1 protein-coding gene is annotated in these 403 nt (G+C 69.2%); it reads right to left on the bottom strand.

Annotated features, from left to right (window positions below; translation table 11 throughout):
- Positions 1–403: IS66-like element accessory protein TnpA (gene tnpA / locus FKP22_RS31650; protein WP_141292103.1), on the bottom strand; the 403-nt coding region annotated here is incomplete at both ends.

The following is a 403-nucleotide window of genomic DNA, read 5'->3' as shown; positions in this document are numbered from 1 at the left end:
CCTTCGTCGAGCCGGAACACCTCAGCCTCCCGAGTGCTTCAATCAGATGGCCGGCATGTCGTGCGTCGACACCCCGCAGATCGAACGCCACGCCGTTGGGCAGACGGGCCTGCAGGTGCATCGCAGCACTGCCATCGGCCGGCGCCGCCGGGGCCTGCATCACCGGCACTGCCATGAATGCCGACGGCGGCGATGTCACCTGTGCAACGGGTGCGACGGGTGCAACGGACACACGCGGGCGACGCACATGGCCGTGCTCGCGCAGCCAGCGGCTGACCTGATTGGCATTGACGCCGCACTCGCGCGCCAGGCGCGACACCGACGCGCCTGGCTGCAAACACAGCGCCACCAGTTCCGCCTTCGCCTGCGTGTCGTACACGCTGCGCCCGTCGTTCTTGCGGCC

Source organism: Ideonella azotifigens, from assembly GCF_006519715.1.
Lineage (GTDB): Bacteria > Pseudomonadota > Gammaproteobacteria > Burkholderiales > Burkholderiaceae_C > Ideonella > Ideonella azotifigens.
Note: the sequence above shows the minus strand (reverse complement) of the source record. Positions and strands in the feature narration are given on the sequence as shown.